A 14,643-nucleotide genomic window follows, 5' to 3' on the forward strand; every position below is an offset into this window, starting at 1 on the left:
TCGAGCTATTGTTGCATAATCAGTAATGTACTGTTGCTATATAAGTCATATTCATCACTGGGTTAGCTCACTACAATCGCGGCAATTTCCGTATGGCCAACCTCTCCAGGCCCTTGCAAATCAAGGCGTAAGCCTTTTTTTTCGGACTGCGGGAGGCACCTGCGGTGTCCGGTTGTCTACCCTTCACGGTTGTCACCCCCGATGGGTACCTCAAAGGAATGGGGCGCGATCGGGCGACTTGCCTATAATCCGACGAGTCAAAGCAATTTGAGCACTGTACGACACGGGGCGCCTGATTCAGCAGCGGCTGGTTTCCAGGCACCTACATGTTCGATCCCGAAAAATGCTGACGCTTGGCAGGACGAAGTGTTGGCGATCACAACACACATTGCATTGAAGCAAGCTTTAGAGGTCGTGAGATGAGTAAAAAGCGTTACCCCAGACTGTTTGGCATATTGCCCTTTTTCGGCATGCTTTTTCTCAGTGGGTGCGACTGGACCCTGCTCAATCCCAAGGGGCAGGTGGGCATCGACGAGAGAAACCTGATTTTCCTCGCGTTCGGCCTGATGCTCACGGTGGTCATCCCGGTGATCGTCATGACCTTCTGGTTCGCCTGGAGATATCGTGCGTCGAACCGGAGCGCGACCTACGCGCCGGAATGGGCCCACTCCACCAAGATTGAAGCGGTCGTCTGGGGCGTTCCGCTGATCATCATTCTGGTCCTTGGCTATGTGACCTACGTGTCCACCCACCACCTCGACCCCTATCGCCCGCTCGATTCCGACGTCAAGCCGGTGCGTATCCAGGTTGTTGCGCTGGACTGGAAATGGCTGTTCATCTATCCGGAACAGGGCATCGCCACCGTGAACAAGATCGTGTTCCCGGCGCATACCCCGGTCAGCTTCGAGATTACCTCGGACGCCGTGATGAACTCGTTCTTCATCCCTGCATTGGGTGGCCAGATCTACGCCATGGCGGGCATGCAGACCAAATTACACCTGATCGCCAATGAAAACGGCGACTTCCAGGGTATCTCCGCCAACTACAGCGGCGCTGGCTTCACCGGCATGACCTTCCAGGCGCAAGCCACTACTCAGGAAGGCTTCGATGCCTGGGTCAACGACGTTCGCAATTCACCGAAGAAGCTTGATTCGGCCGAATACGCAGCACTGGCCAAACCAAGCGAAAAGAACCCCGTCGCGCTGTATTCCTCGGCTACGCCTAACCTGTTCCAGTCCATCATCGACAAGTATGAAGGCATGAACGCTGGCCACCATGGGATGCACGAGAAGGGTGTGCTTGGCAAGGAAGGTAAGGAAGTAAGTGAGAATTCAGCTGCTGGGGCAGAGGAGTAAAAGATGTTCGGTAAATTAACTCTGGAAGCGATACCCTTCCACGAGCCGATAGTGATGGTGACCCTCGCCATCGTTGCCGTGCTCGGGGCAGGTGTATTCGCAGCGATTACCTACTACAAGAAGTGGGGCTATCTCTGGAAAGAGTGGTTCACCTCTGTCGACCACAAGAAAATCGGCGTGATGTACATCGCCGTGGCGATCATCATGCTGATCCGCGGCTTTGCCGACGCCATCATGATGCGTACGCAGCAGGCGATTGCCGTGGGCGGTTCGACCGGCTACCTTCCGCCTGAACACTATGATCAGATCTTCACCGCTCACGGTACGATCATGATCATCTTCATGGCGATGCCGTTCATGATCGGCCTGATGAACATCGTGGTGCCGTTGCAGATCGGCGCCCGCGACGTGGCCTTCCCGTTCCTGAACTCGGTGAGCTTCTGGTTCTTCGTGGTCGGTGCGTTGCTGGTCAACATCTCGCTCGGTATCGGTGAATTCGGCAAGACCGGCTGGGTAGCCTACCCGCCATTGTCGGGCATCCAGTACAGCCCGGGCGTGGGGGTGGACTACTACATCTGGGCGCTGCAGATATCCGGCCTGGGTACCTTGCTTACCGGTGTGAACTTCATCGTCACCATTCTCAAGATGCGTGCCCCTGGCATGACCTTGATGAAGATGCCGGTGTTCACCTGGAACTGCCTGTGCACCGCGATCCTGATCGCCGCCTCGTTCCCGATCCTGACCGCCACACTGCTGCTGCTGTCGCTTGACCGTTATCTGGGTATGCACTTCTTCACCAACGAGCTTGGTGGGAACCCGATGATGTATGTCAACCTGTTCTGGGCGTGGGGCCACCCTGAAGTTTACATCCTGATCCTGCCGGCATTCGGTGTGTTCTCGGAAGTGACTTCGACCTTCGCCAAGAAGCGCCTGTTCGGCTACGTGTCGCTGGTATGGGCAACCATCGCCATCACCGTACTGTCGTTCATCGTATGGCTGCACCACTTCTTCACCATGGGTGCGGGTGCGAACGTCAACGCCTTCTTTGGCATCATGACGATGATCATCGCCGTACCGACAGGTGTGAAGATCTTCACCTGGCTGTTCACCATGTACCGCGGCCGCATCGAGTTCAAGACTCCGATGCTCTGGACCGTCGGCTTCATCGTGACCTTCAGTATCGGCGGTATGACCGGCGTACTGCTGGCAGTGCCCGGCGCGGACTTCGTGCTGCACAACAGCCTGTTCCTGATCGCACACTTCCATAACGTGATCATCGGCGGCGCCGTGTTCGGCTACCTGGCCGGCTTCACCTTCTGGTTCCCGAAAGCGTTTGGCTTCAAGCTCAACGAGCGTCTGGGCAAGTACAGCTTCTGGTGCTGGTTGATCGGCTTCTACTTCGCCTTCATGCCGCTGTACGTACTGGGCTTCATGGGCATGACCCGTCGCCTGAACCACACCGACAACCCCGAATGGACTCCATGGTTCTATGTGGCAATGGTCGGCGTACTGTTCGTGGCCGCCGGTATCGGCTTCCAGTTGCTACAGATCTACGTGTCGATCCGCGATCGCAAGAAGAACGTCGACGTCACCGGCGACCCATGGGATGGCCGTACCCTGGAATGGTCGACTTCGTCGCCACCTCCGTTCTACAACTTCGCTGAAGTGCCCGTGGTTTCCGACCTGGACGCTTACTGGGGTATGAAAGAGCGTGGCGCAGCCACCGCTGATGCCGCGGACTACAAGCAGATCCACATGCCGCGCAACACGGGCATGGGCTTCGTGATCGCAGCGTTCAGCCTGGTGTTCGGCTTCGCGATGATCTGGCACATCTGGTGGGCGGCTGCCGTAGGCTTCGTGGGCATGATCATCACTTTGATCGTGCGCAGCTACGACGACGACATCGACTACTACGTTCCGGCGGCGGAAGTCGCCCGTATCGAGGGCGAGCGTCAGCGCGCACTGGCCAACGCCCATGCCGGCGTTACCAGCGGTACTCGTGTGAACTCCACGTTGGAGAAGGTTTGAACCATGACTAATACCGTTCTGCACGGTGAAGTCGCCCATAGCCACGAGCATGGGCACGACTATCACCATGATGCCGGGGGCATGACTGTCTTCGGCTTCTGGATCTACCTGATGACTGACTGCATCCTGTTCGCGTCGATCTTCGCCGCGTACGGGGTGCTGGCCGGGAACTTCGCGGGTGGCCCTTCGGGGCACGAGATCTTCGAACTGGACTATGTCCTGGTCGAAACCTTCCTGCTGCTGTTCAGTTCGATCACCTTCGGCTTCTCCATGCTGGCGATGTACAAGGGCAACAAGAGCGGCGTGATGACCTGGTTGTTCATCACCTTCCTCTTCGGCCTTGGCTTCATCGGCATGGAACTCAACGAGTTCCACAAGCTGATCGAAGAAGGCTACGGCCCTCAGCGTAGCGGTTTCCTGTCGGCGTTCTTCACGCTGGTAGGTACCCATGGTCTGCACGTGTCCAGCGGCCTGCTGTGGATGGCCGTGATGATGGCTCAGATCAGCAAGCACGGCCTGACCGCGACGAACCAGACCCGCATGAGCTGCCTCAGCCTGTTCTGGCACTTCCTGGACGTGGTCTGGATCTGCGTGTTCACCGTTGTCTACCTGATGGGGGCCTTGTAATGGCTAACAACCATTCCGCCGGTGGCGCCAGCCACGGCAGCACCAAGTCGTACATGGTCGGCTTTATCCTGTCGGTGATCCTGACAGTGATTCCGTTTGGCCTGGTGATGTTCCAGTCGATGTCCAAGGACGCGATCCTTGCGATCATCCTGGTGTTCGCGGTGGTTCAGGTGATCGTTCACCTGATCTACTTCCTGCACCTGGACCGGTCTTCGGAGCAGCGCTGGAACGTGATAGCCTTCATTTTCTCGGCGGTGATCATCGTTTTCCTCGTTGGCCTGTCGCTGTGGATCATGTTCAGCGTTCACCACTTCATGCTGGCGAAGTGAGGTAGCTTGCATGTCCGTTAAGCACTTTATCCAAATCACCAAACCGGGGATCATTTTCGGTAACGTGCTTTCTGTGGCGGGCGGCTTCTTCCTGGCTGCGCAAGGGCATGTCGATCTCGGCCTGTTCCTTGCCACGGTGATTGGTACATCGCTGGTCGTTGCATCGGGTTGTGCGTTCAACAACTGCATCGACCGCGATATCGACGTGAAGATGGAGCGCACGCGCAATCGTGCAATCGTACAGGGCATCATCTCCGTCAAGGTCGCGCTGGTGTATGCCACCGTGCTGGGGCTGCTCGGGTTCGGCCTGCTCTACAAGCTGGCCAACCCGCTAGCCGCCTTCGCGGGCCTGGTGGGGTTTGCGATCTACGTAGGGCTATATAGCCTCTATCTCAAGCGCAGGTCCGTGCATGGCACGCTGGTAGGCAGCCTTTCGGGAGCCATGCCGCCGGTAATCGGTTACGTGGCGGTGACCGGCCGCTTCGACATGGCCGCGCTTACCTTGCTGGTGATGTTCAGCTTGTGGCAAATGCCGCATTCCTATGCGATCGCCATCTTCCGCCTCAACGATTACCGTGCGGCGTCCATTCCGGTGCTGCCGGTAGAGCGCGGGATCTCGGTAGCCAAACGGCATATCGTGTATTACATCCTGGCGTTCGTGCTCGCTACGCTGATGCTTACCCTTGGCGGCTACGCCGGGTTGAGCTACATGGCCGTGGCGGCTGCCATGGGCATGTACTGGCTGTATATGGCGTGGACAGGCTACAAGGCCTCCGACGACCGGGTATGGGCGCGCAAGCTGTTCGTGTTTTCCATCTTCACCATCACGGCACTCAGTGTGATGATGTCGGTGGACTTCAAGGCGTCCGCTGGGCTGCTGCTGACTTCCGCATTGCCGTAAGGTATGCGGAATGAAAAAACCGGGCGCTGCCCGGTTTTTTTATGGGCGCTTACTGGACAACAGGGGAGGGATGGCTCTATCTTCGGGCCAGGCCAAATGATCTGGCCAGCGTCGCTCGGACGGTTCCGGGCGCTTACGTACCTCGAGGACACCATGGCCGAACTCCGTTCGCCGCGCCGCTTTGCGCGCATTGATCGCCTTCCCCCCTACGTTTTCAATATCACCGCCGAACTCAAGATGGCTGCGCGCCGTCGCGGTGAAGACATCATCGACCTGAGCATGGGCAACCCCGATGGGGCTACGCCACCCCATATCGTTGAAAAGCTCGTGAACGTTGCGCAACGTGAAGACACGCACGGTTATTCCACGTCCCGGGGCATCCCCCGCCTGCGCCGCGCCATCTCTCGTTGGTATGCTGACCGTTACGCGGTGGAGATCGATCCGGAAAGCGAAGCCATCGTCACCATCGGTTCCAAGGAAGGCCTGGCGCACTTGATGCTCGCCACGCTCGACCAGGGCGATACGGTACTGGTGCCCAACCCCAGTTACCCGATCCACATCTATGGTGCGGTGATCGCCGGCGCTCAGGTGCGCTCCGTGCCGCTGGTGCCCGGAGTGGACTTCTTCAACGAGCTGGAGCGGGCGATTCGCGAGTCCATTCCCAAGCCGAAGATGATGATCCTGGGGTTCCCTTCGAACCCGACTGCCCAATGTGTGGAGCTGGACTTCTTCGAGCGCGTGGTTGCGCTGGCCAAGCGTTACGACGTGCTGGTGGTCCACGACCTGGCTTACGCCGACATCGTGTACGACGGCTGGAAGGCACCCTCGATCATGCAAGTGCCGGGGGCCAAGGACATTGCAGTGGAGTTCTTCACCCTGTCCAAAAGCTACAACATGGCGGGCTGGCGTATCGGCTTCATGGTGGGTAACCCGGAGCTGGTTGCAGCACTGGCGCGGATCAAGAGCTATCACGACTATGGCACCTTCACGCCGTTGCAAGTGGCCGCCATTGCTGCACTGGAAGGCGACCAGCAATGCGTGCTGGACATCGCCGAACAGTACCGGCAGCGCCGCAACACGCTGGTGAAAGGGCTGCACGAGATCGGCTGGATGGTTGAAAACCCCAAGGCGTCCATGTACGTGTGGGCCAAGATTCCCGAAGCCTACGCACAGTCGGGCTCTCTGGAGTTTGCCAAAAAGCTTTTGGCCGACGCCAAGGTCTGTGTTTCACCCGGAATCGGGTTTGGTGACTATGGCGACGACCACGTTCGCTTCGCGCTGATAGAAAACCAGGACCGTATTCGCCAAGCCGTGCGCGGCATCCGCCAGATGTTCCGGGCTGACGGTTTGCTACCCAAGCCAGCCAAGGCACCAGGCGGGGCGATTCCGGAATAAGCCGATCTGGGTCCGGCTTCGTGATGTCTCGACCACAGCCTTGAACTGGAGCGGCAGTTTTCATTATTGCCGCTTCAGCAAGGGACTATTCTCCTGCTGTCATTGTGCGCTGGCCCTTTGCCGGTTTACCCTCCCTTGATAAATAAAATCCATCACGGCATTCGCTTTTGGCGACAGGCAAAGCTGGCGTATGGCTGTTACGCTCTAGTAGCCGTTGCGCTGGAATCCCGCTGTCAGCGCGTCAACTAGACTGGCTCCAAATCTTACTTTCCCTGCCTTAGGCCCAGATCCGCTCAGCTCAGTTAGAACGTTTTGAACAGGGGATAGCTATGCACACCAAGCTTTCTGGTTCACCCGCTTCTTCCGCGTCCGCCGATTCCCACTCCAGCTCGTTGCGCTTTGCCCAGGAGCTCCTCGCCAAGGCAGGGATAGGCATGCATGGGGTACAGCCTTGGGACATGACCCTCAAAGACCCCAGCGTTCCCGCCAAGGCCCTGGCCGAAGGCAACCTGGGGTTGGGCGAGGCCTATATGAGCGGCGGCTGGGAAGCCGAGCATCTGGATGAGTTCTTCGCCAGGCTGTTGCGCGCAGGCGTTGCAGACATGATAAATCCGGCGGCGCTGTTGTTTCACGCGGTGAAGGCCAAGTTTGTGAACCTGCAGAACAAGGACCGGGCGTGGCAGGTAGGGGAGCAGCACTACGACCTGGGCAATGATTTTTACGAGAAAATGCTCGACCCGCGGATGACCTACACCTGCGGCTACTGGAAAGACGCCAGCGACCTGGCCGAGGCGCAAACCGCCAAGCTGGACCTGATCTGCCGCAAGCTGCGCCTGCAACCCGGGCAACGGGTGCTGGACATTGGTTGTGGCTGGGGCAGCTTCATGTCTTACGCCGCAGAGCACTATGGTGTGGAATGTGTCGGCGTTACCATTTCTCGCGAGCAATGCGATTGGGCCAAGGCGCATTATTCAAACCTGCCCATAGAGTTTCGGCTTCAGGATTACCGGGATGTGGACGAGCAGTTCGACCACATTGTCAGCGTGGGGATGTTTGAGCATGTGGGCCGCAAGAACCACCGCGTCTACATGGAAACCGCTCACCGCTGCCTGAAGGACGAAGGGTTGTTCCTCCTTCATACCATCGGCAAGAACCGCCGCCACAGCACACCGGACCGGTGGATCGACAAGTACATCTTCCGTAACGGCGACCTGCCGTCGATCGGCCAAGTGGGCGATGCGATCGATGGGTTGTTCGTTGCCGAAGACATGCATAATTTCGGCGCCGACTATGACAAGACGCTCATGGCATGGTGTGAGAACTTCGAAGCGGCCTGGCCGCACTTCGCCGAACGGATGGGCGACCGGTTCTTCCGCATGTGGCGATATTATTTACTGTCCTGCGCGGGTGCGTTCAGGGCGCGTGACATTCAGCTCTGGCAATGGGTACTGTCGAAAAAAGGCGTACTCGGCGGCTACGAGCGCGTCAGTTGATCAGCTAAAGGTATTTCAATGAGCAATATGTTCCCTGTCAGTCGTCCCCGCCGCTTGCGCCGGTCAGAGGCCCTGCGGTCGGTATTCCAGGAAACAGAGTTCCGCCTCCAGGACCTGGTGTTGCCTATCTTCGTAGAGGAAGGCATCGATGACTTCGTACCGATCACCAGCATGCCGGGTGTCAATCGGATCCCTGAATCTCGCCTGGCGGGCGAAATCGAGCGCTACGCGCGGGCGGGCATCCGCTCGGTGATGACCTTCGGGGTGTCTCATCACCTGGACGCGACCGGCAGCGACACCTGGAACGAAAATGGCCTGGTGGCGCGGATGGCCCGGATATGCAAGGACACCGTGCCGGAAATGGTGGTGATGTCCGATACGTGCTTCTGCGAATACACCTCGCACGGCCACTGCGGCGTTGTGCACGGTGATGAAGTGGACAACGATGCCACACTCCTCAACCTGGGCCGCCAGGCTGTAGTGGCCGCCCAGGCCGGCGCTGACTTCATTGCGCCCTCCGCGGCGATGGATGGCCAGGTGCATGCGATCCGCGGCGCACTCGACGCCGCAGGCTTCCATGGCACGTCCATCATGGCGTACTCCACCAAGTTCGCGTCGGCGTTGTATGGCCCCTTCCGCGAAGCGGGCGGCACCGCGCTCAAAGGTGACCGCAAGGCCTACCAGATGAATCCGATGAACCGCCGCGAGGCGATACGGGAATCGTTGCTGGACGAACAGGAAGGCGCCGATGCGCTGATGGTAAAGCCAGCAGGCGCATACCTCGATGTTATCCGGGATATCCGCGAAGCCTCGCGCCTGCCGCTGGCGGCTTATCAGGTAAGTGGCGAATACGCGATGATCAAGTTCGGTGCCGCGGCTGGCGCCATTGACGAAGCCCGGGTGATGCGTGAAAGCCTGGGGGCGATCAAGCGTGCCGGTGCAGACCTCATCCTTACCTATTTCGCCATGGACATCGCCCGCGACGGGATCTGATTCCACGCCTGCCCGAGGCCGCGTTCACTCGCGGCCGCTGGCACCGTGACCGTGCAACACAAGCGGCAGCCTTACCGCTACCTGAGCGAAGCCGTCGGCGTTATTGAACGCCACGTGTCCTCCACAGCTCTCGCAGAGTGCTTTCACAATAGGCAGCCCCAACCCCCAGCCTTTGGTTTCGCTGCGGGTGGAGATGAAGTAGGGCGTGGCAAGGTTGGTCAGTACTTCCTCGGGGAAGTTGCCAACGTTGGTAACGCTGAAATAGATATCGCCACCCTCCAGCCACTGCCGCACATGGATAGGTGCTTCGCTGTCCCCATGCTTGCTGGCGTTGATCACCAGGTTGTCGAGTATTCGCAAAAACGCATTGCGGTCCCAGGTCACCACAAGGTCGGTCACGTCCACCTGTGCTTCTACAGGCTGCGCTATCTGCAGCCTCAGGTTCTTGAGGGCGTCTTCGAACAGCGGCCCTACTACCAACGGCTCGGGTGTGAGCTTGATCCCGCCACCCATGGCCACGTGGGAAATATCCAGTACGTTGCCGATCATGCGATCGATGCGGCGCAAGTTGTCTTCGAGGATCTGCAGCAACTCTTCGGTGCGCCGCGCGGGGTTCTTCTTCATCAGCCCGGTGACCATTGTTGCTGCCGCCAGCGGCGAACGCAGGTCATGGCTGAACGAACGCATGAAGCGCTCGAGCATGATCTTCTCGGACTTCAGGCTCTCGCTGCGAGCGACGGCGACCTGACGGCGCCGTTCCACCCGTTCCAGGCGATTGTCCGACTTCACCAGGCTGGCGATGGTAGCGAGCATCTCGTCGGCATTGATAGGGTGGGTGAGGTACGCCCGGGCGCCCTTGTTCAGCCCCATGGCCTTGTCGGAGCCGCTGATGAATGTGGCCGAGATGTTGATGATCGCCGGCACATGATCGCTTCCCAGCTTCTGCTCGGCTTCGCGAATGAGCTCGAAGCCGCTCATGTCCGGCAGGTTGATGTCCAGGATCACCAGATCCACGCTGGCATCCATCAAGGCCAGGCCATCGGCACCGTTGCTGGCCTCGAGCACTTCATAGTTGGCCTCGTTGGAAAGGATCTTGCGCAGCACATACCGGTTGGCATGCATGTCGTCGATGATCAGAATCCGCCTAGTTCGCATCCCGCAAGCTCCCCGACAGTCGCCGCACTTGCCGCAGTACCGATTCTGCGTAGTTCGCCTGGCCTTTTGGCAATACACCCGCGCACTGGCCGGCCAGCGCCAGGCGCTCACTGTCGCTGAGCGGCTTGGCCGTATTGATCAACACGCGTGCGTGCATGGCCCAATCCATACTTTCAAGCAGATCCGCACCATAGATGTCAGGTAGCTCAAGGTCGAGGAAGATGATGTCAGGCCGTACCGCATGCAGCTTGTCGATACTATCACCGGCGGACGTCGCTTCGATGATCAAGGGTTTATAGGGTTCCAGCAGGCGCCGCAGCAGATAACGGTCGCCTTCGTTGTCGTCGATGATCAACACAGTGAGCCCTTCGAGGCTCAGGTTTTCCAGGTCATCGGCGTCATCCTCATGTAAGCAGCGGGCGATGTCCACGCTGAAGCGGCTGCCTTTGCCAAGGCCACTGCTCACGCGGATCTGCCCCCGCAGCAGCACGGCCAGGCGCTGTGCCAGCGGCAAGCCGAGGCCATTGCCTTGCACCTGTGTAAGGCCCGGCATGCGGATACGCGCGAATTCTTCGAAGATGCGGCTCAGGTTCTCCTCGGAGATACCCACGCCGGTGTCTTCGACGACCATTTCAATGGTTTTTTCGTCTGGCTGGAATACCCGTACGGTGACCGAGCCTTCAGGGGTGTACTTGAACGCGTTGCTGATCAGGTTGCGCATAACCTGAAACAAGCGGTTGCGGTCCGTTTCCAGCATCACCGGGTGATCCGGAGAAATCACTTCCCAGCTCAGGCGGGGATAACGCAACGCTAGCGCTGCAGTGAACTGACGCAGCTGCTCCACGAACGATTCGAGCGAGAACGCCGAGGCTACCACTTCCATCCGGCCCGATTCTGCTTCGGCCAGGTCCAGCAACTCATTGACCATTTCGGCCAGTTCGCCAGCGGCTGCGCTGATAAAGCCTACCTGCTTGAGCTGTTCGGCATTGAGCTCGCCATCGCTACCCGTGAGCAACAACTTCGAGATGTTTTCGATGATGTTGATCGGGGTGCGGAACTCATGGGTCATGTTGGAGAAGAAGCGGGACTTCGATTCGCTCGCGGCGGTAAGTTCATGCGCTGTTTTTTCCAGCTCTGAATACAACGCCACCACGCCTTTGTTGGTGGTCTCCAGCTCCAGGTTGGTGGCTTCCAGCTCGCGCTGTTTGTTTTGTAGCTCGGCTGCTGTCAGGAGTAGGTCCGAGCCTTGTTCCTGCAGCGCCACGAAGGGGTCGGCCACGCCAGCACTGGCCAGGTCACGCTGCAGGGTTTCGATCTGGCGGTCGTCCGGGAATGGTCTCGGTGGATGCACAGCCTTGCCGCCACGAATACGGGTGCCCCCGGGGCTGGTCTGGATATCCCACTGCTCCAGCAGCCGCTGTGCGCCACGCAAGCCCACACCCATGCCCGTAGGGGAGACGTAGCTACCGTCCAGGATGCGGTTGAGTTCGGCAATGCCCGGGCCTTGGTCGACGGCATCGAAGGTGATGCTCACAACGTTGCCGCGGGCCTCCCGCTCCAGGTAAAAGTGAAACGCCCCGCTACGCGCATATTGGTAGATATTTCGCGCGATCTCGGACACCGCCGTGGCCAGGCGAATCTGGTCCAGCGCGGGCAGGCCCAGCCACTGGGCGATCTGCTTGGCGCATTGCCGGCAGGTCACTACATCGGTTTCAGCCTGGATCAGCAGGCTGCTCAGCCGCCGGAGTTCAGTCAATTCGAGCCACCACCACTGTGGCGTCGTCGTTCTGACGACCGAAGTCACGGCTCAGCAGCCCGGCGATGACTTCCGGATGGCGCATTCGCAACCCGGGGTAGCGATCGGTATCGAGGCGAGTCTTGATGCCATCACTGGATAGAATAAGCACGGTGCCGGGGTCCCACGGATACGAGAAGGTATGGGTTCGACCTATCCGGTAGCCAACGGTGCCATTGCTGGAAACCATGTTGCGGTTTTTTTCCGCGAGCAGCAGCCCGGCGATGTTGCCCATACCGCAATACAGCACCTGCCTGGCTTGCGGCTTGACCTCGGCGATGCCGACGGCGCCGCCACGGGTAGACATGAGCGCGCGGTGCAACTGCTCCATCAGTTGCTCCAGCGGCACCTTCGGGTCGTGCCTGAGAAACACTTCCCGCGCCCGTGCGCTGGCCGCGTTGGCGGCGTGGCCATGACCCAGCCCATCACACACCATTACCCGATTGCCCAGCACGGCCCAACCATCGCCGGCAACGGTTTCGCCGGGGTAGGGGACGCATACCGCGCCATGGCTCAGCCCCGGCGCCACCGGCCCGAGGCGGAAGCTGGCATACACCACGGTGCCTTGGCCGGGTTGGCTGAAGATATCGAAATGATCGGCCAGCCGTCGCACCGATCCCAGGCCCACGCCCATGGTACCGATGGAGGAGTAATGGTCGGCCAGGCATTGGCTCACATTGGCCATGCCCGGCCCGTTGTCCACCGCAAGCAGGTGGAAGCCTTCAGGCCCCTGGCGGTAGATCAATTGCCCATCGCCGCCATGAAGCACCAGGTTGCGACCAAGCTCCTGCACTACAAGCGTGAGCTTGCCCAGCAGCGCCTCGTCGGTGCTCAGCTGGCTGGCCTGGCGCACGATCGCGCGGCGGGCCGCGTCCACGTGCGCCAGGTCGGCTACGGTGAGCACCAGGCTGCACGCCTGGCTGTCTACTTCCATTTCCACAGTTCCACGGTTGTTCCTTCGCCAGGTGCGGTTTGAATGGTGAAATGGTCCACCAGCCGGCGGGCACCGCTCAGGCCAAGGCCCAGGCCGCCGCCGGACGTGTAACCGTCCACCATGGCCTGGTCCAGGTCGGCGATACCCTGGCCCTGATCGGCAACCACCAACCTTACGGCCGCGCGGCCGTCACGCTGGGTGCGTTCCAGCTGGCACTCACCGCCGCCTCCGTAGATGAGCGCGTTGCGCGCGATTTCGCTGGCAGCCGTCACGATCTTCGTCTGCGATACCAGGCCAAGCCGTGCTTCTTCGGCGGCCTTGCGCACCCGTTGGCGGATAATGACGATGTCAGTTTCCTGTTTCAGCGGGAGTGTCTCTGTGTTCGTCACTCTCGACCTCGGCGACCAGATCATCGTTCACGTTCTTTTCCAGCCAACGCATGCCTTTTTCGACATTGAGCGCAGTGGCGATCCCTGACAACGACAGCCCGAGCTCTACCAGGGTGATCGCTACCGCCGGCTGCATGCCGACGACGATGACCTTGGCATCGAGTATTCTCGAGACGTTGGCGATGTGGGACAGCATGCGGCCAATGAACGAATCGACTATCTCCAGAGAGGAGATATCGATAAGGACGCCTTTGGCGCTGTGTCGAACGATTTGTTCGGTCAGGTCCTCTTGAAGGTCCATGGCCAGTTGGTCATGCATGTCTACCTGGATGCTCAACAACAGGTAGCGGCCCATCTTGAGAATCGGAATCTTGTCGACCATTACGCGAACCTCAGCGTGGATTGGCGCTGACGAGGCGAACGTTCAGCTCCTTGAGGGCCAGTTGGAAGGCGTCCGACAGCGAAGCCTTGGTAACGACATCGCCCAGTTCCACGCCGAGGTGCACGATAGTGGCGGCGATCTGCGGGCGAATACCGCTGATAATGCAACGGGCACCCATCAGCTTGGCCGCGGTGATGGTCTTGAGCAGGTGCTGCGCGACCATGGTGTCTACGGTAGGCACGCCGGTGATGTCGATGATGGCGATGTCAGACTCGGTTTCCACGATTTTCTGCAGCAGTGCTTCCATCACCACCTGGGTGCGGTTGCTGTCCAGCGAGCCGATCAGAGGCACCGCCAGCACGCCGGCCCAGAGCTGAACTACCGGGGTGGACAGTTCCAGCATGCTTTCCTGCTGCTCACGGATCACCGCCTCACGGCCAGACAGGAAACGATCCATGCTGTAAAGGCCGAGCTTGTCGATCAGCCGGCTCACGGTCAGCAGTTCGTTGCCCGCATCGGTCAGCAAGGCAAATACCGGTTCCTTGAGGGAGAGAATAAAGGTCGCGGTTTCGGTCGGGGTGAAGCCCTGGCGGCTCTGGGCCTGGGACAGGCGCTCGAGCAGGGACTTGACTGGAGCCCAGCCTGAGTGATTGAGGTCGTCACCGCTCTCGGTCACTGCGCGTATGAACGCCTTGAGCAGGTCCCGGGAGTTGTCGACCATGGTGCGGTCGTCGATGAGATCCGAGCGGATCCCTGCCTGGCGCTGGATCTCGATCCACTGCTCGAGGATAGCGCTTTCGTTCTGTTTGAAGATTTCAGCAAGCGCAGCGACGGTCATTAAAGCCTTCCTGTGGGGGTTCGTCTGAA

The 14,643-nt window shown here is 59.5% G+C and carries 14 protein-coding genes; 8 read left to right on the plus strand and 6 right to left on the minus strand.

The annotated features are described in order from the left end of the window. Window positions 1-419 precede the first annotated feature (419 nt). The 8 genes from cyoA to hemB all read left to right on the plus strand — a co-directional run bounded on the left by cyoA (window position 420) and on the right by hemB (window position 9,121). Window positions 420-1,355 (plus strand): ubiquinol oxidase subunit II, encoded by a 936-nt coding sequence (gene cyoA, locus AC3Z8Y_RS03965; RefSeq protein ID WP_490088547.1) that lies wholly within the window; start codon window positions 420-422, stop codon window positions 1,353-1,355. 3 nt (window positions 1,356-1,358) lie between these two features. After that, window positions 1,359-3,383, plus strand: a complete 2,025-nt coding sequence (cyoB, locus tag AC3Z8Y_RS03970; RefSeq protein ID WP_490088548.1) for a cytochrome o ubiquinol oxidase subunit I — start codon at window positions 1,359-1,361, stop codon at window positions 3,381-3,383. Between the two features lie 3 nt (window positions 3,384-3,386). After that, the gene (locus AC3Z8Y_RS03975; protein WP_490088549.1) at window positions 3,387-4,010 is read left to right on the plus strand and encodes a cytochrome o ubiquinol oxidase subunit III; all 624 of its coding nucleotides are present in this window, start codon (window positions 3,387-3,389) and stop codon (window positions 4,008-4,010) included. After that, entirely contained in the window at window positions 4,010-4,339 is a 330-nt protein-coding gene (gene cyoD, locus AC3Z8Y_RS03980) for a cytochrome o ubiquinol oxidase subunit IV (RefSeq protein WP_181117142.1), read from the plus strand. Before AC3Z8Y_RS03975 ends, cyoD begins: the two co-directional genes overlap by 1 nt. A 10-nt stretch (window positions 4,340-4,349) precedes the next feature. Continuing rightward, the gene (cyoE, locus tag AC3Z8Y_RS03985; RefSeq protein WP_490088550.1) at window positions 4,350-5,240 is read left to right on the plus strand and encodes a heme o synthase; all 891 of its coding nucleotides are present in this window, start codon (window positions 4,350-4,352) and stop codon (window positions 5,238-5,240) included. A 153-nt stretch (window positions 5,241-5,393) separates the two neighbouring features. Then, complete coding sequence (gene alaC, locus AC3Z8Y_RS03990) at window positions 5,394-6,635, plus strand: alanine transaminase (protein WP_490088551.1); 1,242 nt, start codon at window positions 5,394-5,396, stop codon at window positions 6,633-6,635. Window positions 6,636-6,964: 329 nt separating this feature from the next. After that, complete coding sequence (gene cfa / locus AC3Z8Y_RS03995) at window positions 6,965-8,128, plus strand: cyclopropane fatty acyl phospholipid synthase (protein ID WP_490088552.1); 1,164 nt, start codon at window positions 6,965-6,967, stop codon at window positions 8,126-8,128. An 18-nt stretch (window positions 8,129-8,146) separates the two neighbouring features. Further along, window positions 8,147-9,121 (plus strand): porphobilinogen synthase, encoded by a 975-nt coding sequence (gene hemB / locus AC3Z8Y_RS04000; protein ID WP_490088553.1) that lies wholly within the window; start codon window positions 8,147-8,149, stop codon window positions 9,119-9,121. A 24-nt stretch (window positions 9,122-9,145) separates the two neighbouring features. Here hemB and AC3Z8Y_RS04005 read toward each other — a convergent pair whose 3' ends face one another. From AC3Z8Y_RS04005 to AC3Z8Y_RS04030, 6 genes are read right to left on the minus strand one after another with little or no spacing between them, the layout of a single operon-like run. Next, window positions 9,146-10,276 (minus strand): ATP-binding response regulator, encoded by a 1,131-nt coding sequence (locus AC3Z8Y_RS04005; protein WP_490088554.1) that lies wholly within the window; start codon window positions 10,274-10,276, stop codon window positions 9,146-9,148. Then, a complete protein-coding gene (locus AC3Z8Y_RS04010) occupies window positions 10,266-12,032 on the minus strand; it encodes an ATP-binding response regulator (RefSeq protein ID WP_490088555.1) in 1,767 nt (588 codons plus the stop codon). The genes AC3Z8Y_RS04005 and AC3Z8Y_RS04010 overlap by 11 nt, the downstream gene beginning before the upstream one ends. Continuing rightward, window positions 12,025-13,005, minus strand: a complete 981-nt coding sequence (locus tag AC3Z8Y_RS04015) for an ATP-binding protein (protein ID WP_490088556.1) — start codon at window positions 13,003-13,005, stop codon at window positions 12,025-12,027. The genes AC3Z8Y_RS04010 and AC3Z8Y_RS04015 overlap by 8 nt, the downstream gene beginning before the upstream one ends. After that, window positions 12,996-13,394, minus strand: a complete 399-nt coding sequence (locus tag AC3Z8Y_RS04020) for an ATP-binding protein (protein WP_490088557.1) — start codon at window positions 13,392-13,394, stop codon at window positions 12,996-12,998. The genes AC3Z8Y_RS04015 and AC3Z8Y_RS04020 overlap by 10 nt, the downstream gene beginning before the upstream one ends. Then, entirely contained in the window at window positions 13,354-13,776 is a 423-nt protein-coding gene (locus AC3Z8Y_RS04025; protein ID WP_181117151.1) for an STAS domain-containing protein, read from the minus strand. Before AC3Z8Y_RS04025 ends, AC3Z8Y_RS04020 begins: the two co-directional genes overlap by 41 nt. Window positions 13,777-13,786: 10 nt before the next feature. After that, window positions 13,787-14,614 (minus strand): STAS domain-containing protein, encoded by an 828-nt coding sequence (locus AC3Z8Y_RS04030; protein WP_490088558.1) that lies wholly within the window; start codon window positions 14,612-14,614, stop codon window positions 13,787-13,789. Window positions 14,615-14,643 lie beyond the last annotated feature (29 nt).

It is taken from the genome of Pseudomonas sp. 3MAES_34.3B (genome assembly GCF_058145875.1).